At 74.3% G+C, this 8,552-nt stretch carries 9 protein-coding genes; 6 read left to right on the forward strand and 3 right to left on the reverse strand.

Translation table 11 applies throughout. The features are described 5' to 3' along the window. Nucleotides 1-26 precede the first annotated feature (26 nt). Complete coding sequence (locus tag ACWD4U_RS32500) at nt 27-1,823, forward strand: acyl-CoA dehydrogenase (RefSeq protein WP_363460998.1); 1,797 nt, start codon at nt 27-29, stop codon at nt 1,821-1,823. Between the two features lie 7 nt (nt 1,824-1,830). On the opposite strand, the gene ACWD4U_RS32505 is transcribed toward ACWD4U_RS32500, so the two are convergent. Further along, nucleotides 1,831-2,568 (reverse strand): hypothetical protein, encoded by a 738-nt coding sequence (locus tag ACWD4U_RS32505; protein WP_363460996.1) that lies wholly within the window; start codon nt 2,566-2,568, stop codon nt 1,831-1,833. A gap of 204 nt (nt 2,569-2,772) precedes the next feature. Here ACWD4U_RS32505 and bioB point away from each other — a divergent pair, with 204 nt between their 5' ends. The 5 genes from bioB to ACWD4U_RS32530 all read left to right on the forward strand — a co-directional run bounded on the left by bioB (nt 2,773) and on the right by ACWD4U_RS32530 (nt 7,472). Then, entirely contained in the window at nt 2,773-3,978 is a 1,206-nt protein-coding gene (gene bioB / locus ACWD4U_RS32510) for a biotin synthase BioB (RefSeq protein WP_363460994.1), read from the forward strand. After that, nucleotides 3,978-5,288, forward strand: coding sequence for an adenosylmethionine--8-amino-7-oxononanoate transaminase (locus ACWD4U_RS32515; protein ID WP_363460991.1), 1,311 nt, complete (start codon nt 3,978-3,980; stop codon nt 5,286-5,288). Before bioB ends, ACWD4U_RS32515 begins: the two co-directional genes overlap by 1 nt. A 96-nt stretch (nt 5,289-5,384) precedes the next feature. Further along, nucleotides 5,385-6,116, forward strand: a complete 732-nt coding sequence (gene bioD / locus ACWD4U_RS32520) for a dethiobiotin synthase (RefSeq protein WP_363460989.1) — start codon at nt 5,385-5,387, stop codon at nt 6,114-6,116. Nucleotides 6,117-6,288: 172 nt separating this feature from the next. Next, the gene (locus ACWD4U_RS32525) at nt 6,289-7,059 is read left to right on the forward strand and encodes a dienelactone hydrolase family protein (RefSeq protein ID WP_363460987.1); all 771 of its coding nucleotides are present in this window, start codon (nt 6,289-6,291) and stop codon (nt 7,057-7,059) included. Nucleotides 7,060-7,271: 212 nt separating this feature from the next. Then, entirely contained in the window at nt 7,272-7,472 is a 201-nt protein-coding gene (locus ACWD4U_RS32530; RefSeq protein WP_363460985.1) for a hypothetical protein, read from the forward strand. 37 nt (nt 7,473-7,509) lie between these two features. Here ACWD4U_RS32530 and ACWD4U_RS32535 read toward each other — a convergent pair whose 3' ends face one another. Further along, nucleotides 7,510-7,944: a VOC family protein gene (locus tag ACWD4U_RS32535; RefSeq protein WP_363460983.1), complete on the reverse strand. Its 435-nt coding sequence runs from the start codon at nt 7,942-7,944 to the stop codon at nt 7,510-7,512. A gap of 83 nt (nt 7,945-8,027) precedes the next feature. After that, nucleotides 8,028-8,450 (reverse strand): GNAT family N-acetyltransferase, encoded by a 423-nt coding sequence (locus ACWD4U_RS32540; RefSeq protein ID WP_363460981.1) that lies wholly within the window; start codon nt 8,448-8,450, stop codon nt 8,028-8,030. Nucleotides 8,451-8,552: the final 102 nt, after the last annotated feature.

Here is an 8,552-nt window from a genome sequence, read left to right on the forward strand (position 1 = left end):
CGGTCCCCTCCCCCGAACGGTGCGCCATGACCTCGCTGCTGCTGTCCCGCCGTGACCTGGACTTCCTGCTGTACGACTGGCTCGACGCCACCGCGCTGACCTCCCGGGAGCGCTACGCCGAGCACGACCGGGAGACCTTCGACGCGGTGCTGGAGCTGGCCGAGGAGATCGCCACCCGGCACTTCGCCCCGCACAACCGCCTCGCCGACCTGAACGAGCCGCGCTTCGACGGCGAGCGGGTGCACCTGGTCCCGGAGGTGAAGGCCGCGCTGGAGGTGTTCGCCGGCTCCGGGCTGCTCTCCGCCGCGATGGACCGCCAGCTGGGCGGCCAGCAGCTGCCCACGGTGATCGCCAACGCCTGCATGGCCTGGTTCCACGCCGCCAACGTCGGCACCGCCGCCTACCCGTTCCTCACCGTCGCCAACGCCAACCTGCTGGCCGCGTACGGCAGTCCGCAGCAGGTCGAGACGTACGTCCGCCCGCTGGCGGCGGGCCGGTTCTTCGGCACCATGTGCCTGTCCGAGCCGCAGGCCGGCTCCTCGCTGGCCGACGTGCGCACCCGGGCGGAGCGGCAGGAGGACGGCCGGTACCGGCTGTTCGGCACCAAGATGTGGATCTCCGGCGGCGACCACGAGCTGACCGAGAACATCGTCCACCTGGTGCTGGCGCGCACCCCCGGCGCACCGGCGGGCGTGAAGGGGCTGTCGCTGTTCGTCGTCCCCAAGTACCTGGTCACGCCGGAGGGTTCGCTCGGCGAGCGGAACGACGTGGCACTGGCCGGGCTCAACCACAAGATGGGCTACCGGGGCACCGTCAACACGGTGCTGAACTTCGGCGAGGGCACCCGCACGCCGGAGGGCGCGGCGGGCGCGGTCGGCGAACTGGTCGGCGAGGAGGGCCGCGGGCTGGCCTACATGTTCCACATGATGAACGAGGCCCGTACCGGCGTCGGCCTGGGCGCCACCGCGCTCGGCTACACCGGCTACCTGCACGCCCTGGACTACGCCCGCACCCGCCCGCAGGGCCGCCCGCTGACCGCCCGCGATCCCGAGGCCCCGCAGGTGCCGATCATCGAGCACCCGGACGTCCGCCGCATGCTGCTGGCGCAGAAGGCCTACGTGGAGGGCGCGTTGGCGCTCAGCCTGTACTGCAGCCGGTTGATCGACGAGCAGCGCACCGGCCCGCGGAAGGCCGAACGCGACCGCGCCGGGCGGCTGTTGGAGGTGCTGACGCCGATCGCCAAGAGCTGGCCCTCGCAGTGGTGCCTGGCCGCCAACGACCTGGCCATCCAGGTGCACGGCGGCTACGGCTACACCCGGGACTACCCGGTGGAGCAGTTCTACCGGGACAACCGGCTGAACGCGATCCACGAGGGCACCCACGGCATCCAGGGCCTGGACCTGCTGGGCCGCAAGGCGGTCCAGGACGGCGGCGCGGGGCTGGCGCTGCTGCTGGAGTCCTTCGCCGCGACCGCCGCCCGGGCCACCGCCGCGGGCGGCGAGGCGGCGGACTTCGCTGCGGCGCTCGTCGCCGCCGGCGACCGGATCGCCCGCAGCACGGCGGCATTGTGGTCGGCCGGCGACCCGGAGCTGGCGCTGCCGAACGCCTCGGTCTACCTGGAGGCGGTCGGGCACACCGTGCTGGCCTGGATCTGGCTGGAGCAGTACCTCGCGCTGGGCGCCGCCGACGAGCCGTTCCACCGCGGCAAGCGGCAGGCCGCGCGCTACTTCTTCCGCGTCGAACTCCCGCGCACCGCAGCCCAGTTCGACCTACTGGACAGCCTGGACCGGACCGCCGCGGAGACCTCGCCGGACTGGTTCTGAGCGGCCGTCACATCCACATGAAGGGCGACCCGGCCGCCGCGGCGGCGGACCGGGTGGAGTCGATCAGCAGCGCGTCGGGGGCCGTCCCGGCGCGCTGGTCGGCGTAGCGGGAGAGCGTGACGGTCAGGTAGTGGCCGGCCTGCTCGATGCGGGCGGCGGTCATCGGCTTGACCGTGGCGGCGGGGGCGCCCACGCCGTCGGGGTAGGTGAACTCGAAGTCGGCGGCCTTGTCCCGGATCGCCTCCAGCGCCCGGCCGGCCGCGCGCGGGTCGGCGAACCGCAGCACCGCGACGCTGCTGATCACCTGCTGGTCGGTGCGGGTGAGGGCGAGGGCGAGCCAGCCCTGGCAGGACAGGTCCTTGAGCAGGTCGCGGGTCTTGTCGAGCTGGATCGCCTGGCAGTCGGCGCCGTCCCGCCCGGCCGTGCGGCGGGCCCGGTAGCCGTCCAGCTCGATCGCCCGCTGGGCGGGGAAGTACCGCTCGGTGTTGAAGGACTGAGCCTCGGTCAGCGGCGGAGCGGCCTGCCCCACGGCGAGCGGGGAGGCGGACGGCTGGTTGCTGGTCGGGCCGAGGCCGGGCAGCACGTCGCCCGGGTGGGGCTTGCTGACCAGCCACACCCCGCCGGCGGCGAGCGCAGCGACGATGCTCCACATGGCGGCCTTGCGCCCGCGCTCGCCCGCGGACCGGTGTCCGGCCGGTGGCTGGTGCTCGGCCGCGAGGGTGTGCGGCTGCCGCTGCGAGGTCATGGCGGAGATTGTAAGCAGCTGATCGGACCGTCTGTCCGGCGGGTCGGACGTCTGGGAACCAACGCGGCCGGCGGTCGCCGCCCAGGTCGATCCGGTCGGGGCTACTGTGAGCGCCGACACTGTGACAACTCGCACATCCCGGCGGCGATCTTCTGGCGTGTCCCCTCTGGCGCAAGCCGTCGCGGCCCAGGCAGGATCAGGCGCATGGAACTCCTCGACACCCTCACCGCCAAGGGCCTCCGCCGGGAACTGCCGACCCGCGAGGAGGCGCTGGCCGTCCTGGCCACCACCGACGACGAGTTGCTGGACGTGGTCGCGGCCGCCGGTCGGGTGCGGCGGCAGTGGTTCGGCCGCCGGGTGAAGCTCAACTACCTGGTCAACCTGAAGAGCGGGCTGTGCCCGGAGGACTGCTCCTACTGTTCGCAGCGTCTCGGCTCGAAGGCGGAGATCCTCAAGTACACCTGGCTGAAGCCGGACCAGGCGGCCGAGGCCGCGGCGGCGGGCGTCGCCGGCGGCGCGAAGCGGGTCTGCCTGGTGGCCAGCGGCCGCGGCCCGACGGACCGTGACATCGACCGGGTCGCCGACACCATCGCCGCGATCAAGGGCGCCGACGAGACCGTCGAGGTCTGCGCGTGCCTCGGCCTGCTCTCCGACAACCAGGCGGAGCGGCTGAAGGCGGCCGGTGCGGACGCCTACAACCACAACCTGAACACCTCCGAGGGCACCTACGGCGACATCACCACCACCCACACCTACGCGGACCGGGTGGACACCGTCACCAAGGCCCACGGCGCGGGCCTGTCGGCCTGCTCGGGCCTGATCGCCGGCATGGGCGAGAGCGACTCGGACCTGGTCGACGTGGTCTTCGCCCTGCGCGAGCTCGACCCCGACTCGGTGCCGGTGAACTTCCTGATCCCGTTCGAGGGCACCCCGCTGGCCGAGGAGTGGAACCTCACCCCGCAGCGCTGCCTGCGCATCCTGGCGATGGTCCGCTTCGTCTGCCCGGACATCGAGGTGCGGATCGCCGGCGGCCGCGAGGTCCACCTGCGCGCGATGCAGCCGCTCGGCCTGCACATCGCCAACTCGATCTTCCTCGGCGACTACCTGACCAGCGAGGGCCAGGCCGGCCAGGCCGACCTCGACATGATCCGGGACGCCGGCTTCGAGGTCGAGGGCGCCGACCAGACCACCCTGCCCCGACACCGCGTCAGCTCCGGCTGCGGCGGCGGCGCGGAGCACGACTGCGCCTCCGGCTCCTGCGGCACCGGCGCCTGCGGCCCGTGCGGCGGCCACGCCGAGGAGGCGCCCGAGCTCGCCCCGGTCGCCGCCGAGGCGTCCGACGAGGCCCGCACCGACCTGGTCCGGGTCCGCCGCCGCGGCGCCGGCACCGAGCTGGCCCCGAACGCCTGATGACGGCGACACCCATGGACCCGGCCCGGCTGCTCGAACTGGACCGGGCCCACGTCTGGCACCCGTACGGCCCGATGCCCGGCACCGTGCAGCCGCTGGTGGTGGAGTCCGCCGCCGGGGTGCGGCTGCGGCTGGCCGAGCCGGTCGGCGGGCACCGGGAACTGGTGGACGGGATGTCGTCCTGGTGGGCGGCGATCCACGGCTACCGGCACCCCGAGCTGGACGCGGCGGTGCGCGGGCAGCTCGACCGGATGAGCCACGTCATGTTCGGCGGGCTGACCCACCAGCCCGCCGTCGAACTCGCGGCCCGGCTGGTCGAGTTGACGCCCGAGCCGCTGCAGCACGTGTTCCTCGCCGACTCCGGTTCGGTGTCGGTCGAGGTGGCGCTGAAGATGTGCCTGCAGTACTGGGTGTCGATCGGCCGGCCGGACAAGCGCCGGGTGCTCACCTGGCGCGGCGGCTACCACGGCGACACCTTCCACCCCATGTCGGTGTGCGACCCCGAGGGCGGGATGCACCACCTGTGGGGCGGCGTGCTGCCCCGTCAGCTGTTCGCCGCCGAGCCGCCGGCCGGCTTCGACGAGGCACCGGACGCGGCGTACCTCGCCCACCTCGCCGAGCTGATCGAGACCCACGCCGACGAGCTGGCCGCGGTCATCGTCGAGCCGGTGGTACAGGGCGCGGGCGGCATGCGCTTCCACTCCCCCGGCTACCTGCGGGCGCTGCGCGAGCTGTGCGACGCCCACGACGTGCTGCTGGTCTTCGACGAGATCGCCACCGGCTTCGGCCGCACCGGCGAACTCTTCGCGGCCGACCACGCGGGCGTCTCGCCGGACGTGATGTGCCTCGGCAAGGCGCTGACCGGCGGCTACCTGACGCTGGCCGCCACGCTCTGCACCACCCGGGTGGCCGACGGCATCTCGCGCGGCGAGGTCCCGGTGCTGGCCCACGGCCCGACCTACATGGGCAACCCGCTGGCCACGGCCGTCGCCAACGCCTCCATCGACCTGTTGCTGCGTCAGGACTGGCGCACCGAGGTCAAACGCATCGAGGCGGGGCTGCTGGACGGCCTCGCCCCCTGCGCGGAGCTCCCCGGCGTCCGGGACGTCCGCGTCCTCGGCGCGATCGGCGTGGTCCAGCTGGACGCCCCGGTCGACATGGCCGCCGCGACCGCCGCCGCGACCGCCCACGGCGTCTGGCTGCGGCCCTTCCGCGACCTGATCTACACCATGCCGCCGTTCATCACCACCGACGACGACCTGGCCACGATCACCCGGGCGGTGGCCGCCGCCGCAGCGGCCTCCGCCTGACCGACGCCGTCGCAGTGGGGGTGTCGGCAGCCCCCGCCCGGTCACCGATGTTCGTCAGGCAGCACTCACCCCACGAGAACCGAGGAAGCACCAGCCATGTCCGTCCTGTTCGTCACCGGCACCGGCACCGAGGTCGGCAAGACCGTGACCACTGCGGCCGTGGCCGCGCTCGCGGCCGGGGCGGTCGCGGTGCTGAAGCCCGGTCAGACCGGGGTGGCGCCGGGCGAGCCGGGGGACGTCGCGGAGGTGCTGCGGCTGGCCGGGCCGGCCGTGCACGGGGTGGAGCTGGTCCGGTACCCGGAGCCGCTGGCCCCGGACACCGCGGCGCACCGCTCCGGCCTGCCCACGCTCTCCCCGGCCGAGGTGGCCGAGACGGTCGCCGCACTCGCCGACCGCCACGGCACCGTCCTGGTGGAGGGTGCGGGCGGCCTGCTGGTCCGCTACGACGAGCAGGGCCGCACCCTCGCCGACATGGCGGCGGCCACCCTCGCCCTGGGCGTGCCGGTGGAGTTCCTGCTGGTGGCCGCGGCCGGCCTGGGCACCCTCAACACCACCGCGCTGACCGCCGAGGCACTGCGCCACCGCGGTCTGCCGGTGCGCGGCGTGGTGGTCGGCAGCTGGCCCGCCGACCCCGACCTGGCGGCCCGCTGCAACCTCGCCGACCTGCCCGCGGTGGCCGGTGCCCCGCTGCTCGGCGCCGTCCCGGCGGGCGCGGCCGCCCACGACGCCACCGCCTTCCGCACCCTCGCCGCCGCCTCGCTCGCCCCGTCGCTCGGCGGCACCTGGGACGCCGCCGCCTTCACCGTCCGCCACGCCGCGGCGTTCTGACGCGCCGTCACACCGGCTGCCGCGCTGCCATCGCTCACCGCTCGCCGCCGCCTCCGCCGCTGACACCCCGTCAGTCGATCACGCTCCGACCGGCGGGAGTACCCTGACGCCTGACGTGTACCCGGCGTCCCGGACCCACCCGCCGGGGCGCCCTGCCAGTACGGGGGAAGAAGTGCCGCGTTCGGACGCTCCGAGCTCCACCGCCGTGTCGGCCCGCTGGGCGCAGCCCGCCGACGGGCCCGAGATCTACCTCGCCGCGCCCACCGATCAGCCGCCCGCCGCCACCGTGGTGGTCGGGATGGAGCTGTTCGGCGTCACCGCCTGGGTCCGCGGGATCTGCCACCGCCTGGCCGCCGCCGGATTCGCCGCCGCCGCACCGGACTTCTTCGGCCGCGTGCGCCCCCGCGCCGAACTCGGCTACCACGACCGCGGCCGCGAGGAGGGCTTCCACCTGCTGGGCTCCCTCACCCCCGAGCAGGTGGCCGCCGACACCGCCAACGCCCTCACCTTGGGTACCGGACTCGGCGCAGGACCCGGCCGCGGCTTCGCCGGCTTCTCCCTCGGCGGCCACCTGGCCCTGCTGGCCGGGACGCTGCTCCCGCTCGACGTGATCACCGCCTGCTACCCCGGCTGGGCCATCGACGGCGGCATCGCGCTCGCCGACCCCGAGCCCCCGCTCTCCCCCGCCGGGGCCGCCGCCCTCGCCTCCCACGGCACCACCGTCCTCGGCCTGGTCGGCGAGCAGGACCACGTCGTCCCGCCCGAGCAGTGGGAGCGCATCGGCCGGCGCCTGACCACCGCGGGCGTCCGCCACGAACTCGTCAGCTACCCCGACACCCCGCACGGCTTCCTCTGCGAGGACCGGCCGGCCACCTACCGCCCGCACGCCGCCGACGACGCCTGGTCGCGCATCCTCAAGGCCCTGGAGCCGCTGCGCCCCTGACCCTCGGCGCCCCGCCCACAGCTGACCGTTCATCAGCCGGACGCTGTCGCCGCGGCAGGTCTGCTCGGCTCGCTTGACGACGGCGGGCCGAGCGGGTCGCAGCTGCTGTCCGCGGGGGCACCGGGCTCCGCCGAACGGGCGGCACACCGTCACCTCCGGGCCCGCGCGGACGTTGACCGACCGTCACCGCCTCGCCCTGCCAAGGACTGCCGATGCGCACCGCCCTCACCGCTCAGGCCCTCACCGCTCTGGCCCTCGTCGCCGCCGTCCTGCTCCCCGCCGGCTCGGCCGCCGCCGCGGAGCCCGTCCCCGACCAGGGCTACTCGATCCCCGTGGGCGCCATCACCGACCTCGGTGCCCTCCCCGTCCTCGCCACCCTCGGCAACGACTTCGCCCACCTCCTGGGGAAGTGACGCGGGGAGGGAACCGGGGAGGTTCCACCGGCGGCGGTCAGTCGAGGCAGAACTCGTTGCCCTCGACGTCGAGCATCACGATGCAGGACTCGTTCTCCTCGTCGGCGTACAGGATGCGGTCGATGCTCGCGCCGAGCGCGATGAGGCGGTCGGCTTCGGCCTGGAGGGTGGCGAGTCGCTCGGCGCCGACGAGTCCGGTGCCGGCGCGGACGTCGAGGTGGACGCGGTTCTTGACGACCTTGCCCTCGGGGACGCGCTGGAAGTAGAGGCGCGGGCCCACGCCCGACGGGTCGGTGCAGGAGAACCAGGCGTCGCGGTTCTCCGGCGGCAGCGAGGCGTTGAAGTCGTCCCAGGAGGCGAAGCCCTCCGGAGGAGCCGGGGCGACGTACCCGAGGACCTCGCACCAGAAGCGGGCGACGCGCTCGGGCGACGCGCAGTCGAACGTGACCTGAACCTGCCTAACGGATGCCATCGGGCCACCATAGCAGCGGGCCGACCGGTCGTTCCCGTGCGGTGCAACGGTCCCGCAAGGCCCGCTCCGAGCCTGACGACGCGTCAGCCCAGGGGCTTGGTCCAGCGCCGCCACCGGTCCTCGCGGGCGTAGCCGGCGGCGTGCCAGGCGGCTTGGCCGAGGGCGTTGTGCTCCAGGACCATCGCGTCGGCGCGGCGGCCGCCGAGGGCGGCGAAGCGGGTGTGGGCGGCGTCGAGCAGGGCGGTGCCGATGCCCTGACGGCGGGCGTCCGGGTGGACCGCGAGGCGGTAGAGGTGGCAGCGCCAGCCGTCGTGGCCCGCGATGACGGTACCGAGGATGGCGCCCTCGCGTTCGGCGAGGATCAGGGCCTCGGGGTCGCGTTCGATCAGCCGGGTCACGCCGTCCGCGTCGTCGGTGATGCTGGTGCCCTCGGCCGCCACGGCCCAGAACGCCAGCACGGCGGGGATCTCGTCCACGCGTGCGGTCCGCAGCAGGTAGTCGCTCATGGCCCGTTCCCTAAGAATGTGAGGCGGTCCGGGAGGACCGGGTATGGCTGATGGCGCGTTGCCCTCGAGGGCTCGGAAGGAATGGCCGCCCGGTCCTCCGGG

It is taken from the genome of Kitasatospora sp. NPDC002522 (genome assembly GCF_053595195.1).